Genomic DNA, 1,033 nt, shown 5'->3' with positions numbered 1-1,033 from the left:
GGCACCGCGACCACCGTCGCCGAGGCCGAGGCGCTGGAGCGGGCCGGTGCCGACGTGGTGGTCGCCTCGGGCAGCGACGCCGGCGGGCACCGCGGCGCCTTCCTGGCGCCGGTGCGCGAGTCGCTGGTCGGCACCTTCTCGCTGGTGCCGCAGGTGGTGGACGCGGTGCGGGTGCCGGTGGTGGCGGCGGGCGGGATCACCGACGGGCGCGGCCTGGCCGCCGCCCTGCTGCTCGGTGCGGACGCGGTGCAGATCGGCACCGGCTTCCTGGCCTGCGCCGAGTCCGCGGCGAGCGAGGTGCACCGCCGCGCCCTGCTCTCGCCGGAGGCCCGGACGACCGTGCTCACCCGGCTGTTCTCCGGCCGGACGGCGCGCGGCATCGCCAACCGCTTCGTCCGTGAGATGGCCGCCCACGAGGAGACCGTCCCGCCCTATCCGGTGCAGAACGCGCTGATGCTGCCGCTGCGCGCCGAGGCGGCCGCCCGGGGCAGGTCGGATCTGGTCAACCTGTGGTCCGGGCAGGCCGCCGGGCTCGCGGTCGGCGGAGCCGCCGCCGACTACCTGTCGGGGGTGCTGGCGGAGGCCGGGCGGCTGCTCGGCCGTCCGCTCTGACCCGCCGACGGTCGGTCAGGCCTCGCCCGGGTGCCAGGCGGGCCACTCCCACGGACGGTCGACCCAGTGCACCAGGACGGGGTCGTGCGGGTCGAGCTCGGGGAAGGCGTGCTTGACCTCGGGCTCGAACTCCTCGGGGGCGAGCGGCTTCCAGCCGCTGCCCTTGAAGTGCACCAGCCGGTAGCGGCTGTCGGTGCGGAACTCGGCGACCTCGACCAGGGGCTCGGTGGTGCTGTTGCTGTTCATGCCCCCCAGCATCGTCCGGGGCCCGGGGGCGCGCACCCGCACCGCACCACCGTGTCCGCCGCCCGGTGCCGTTCCGCGCCGGCGGGCCGGCTCGTTGGGCACGGCGGCCCCCGCCGCGACCCGCGGGGCGGCCCGCCGCGCGGACGGGAGACCGGGATGGACGAACAGTGGAAGG

Annotated in this window: 2 protein-coding genes; one reads left to right on the top strand and one right to left on the bottom strand. The window is 77.2% G+C overall.

Going from position 1 to position 1,033, the window contains the following annotated elements:
* Positions 1–612, top strand: a 612-nt coding sequence (locus ABZ641_RS39290; RefSeq protein ID WP_359989538.1) for a nitronate monooxygenase, incomplete at its 5' end; no start/stop codon positions are given.
* Between the two features lie 15 nt (positions 613–627).
* On the opposite strand, the gene ABZ641_RS39285 is transcribed toward ABZ641_RS39290, so the two are convergent.
* A complete protein-coding gene (locus ABZ641_RS39285) occupies positions 628–858 on the bottom strand; it encodes a hypothetical protein (protein WP_030273247.1) in 231 nt (76 codons plus the stop codon).
* Positions 859–1,033: the final 175 nt, after the last annotated feature.

This window comes from Kitasatospora sp. NPDC007106 (genome assembly GCF_040634455.1).
Classification (GTDB): domain Bacteria; phylum Actinomycetota; class Actinomycetes; order Streptomycetales; family Streptomycetaceae; genus Kitasatospora; species Kitasatospora arboriphila.
This window is presented reverse-complemented; position numbering and strand designations above follow the sequence as displayed.

Coding starts and splice junctions, on each gene's coding strand:
- ABZ641_RS39285 (WP_030273247.1), bottom strand. CDS start 858: ATGAACAGCAACAGCACCACCGAGCCCCTGGTCGAGGTCGCCGAGTTC.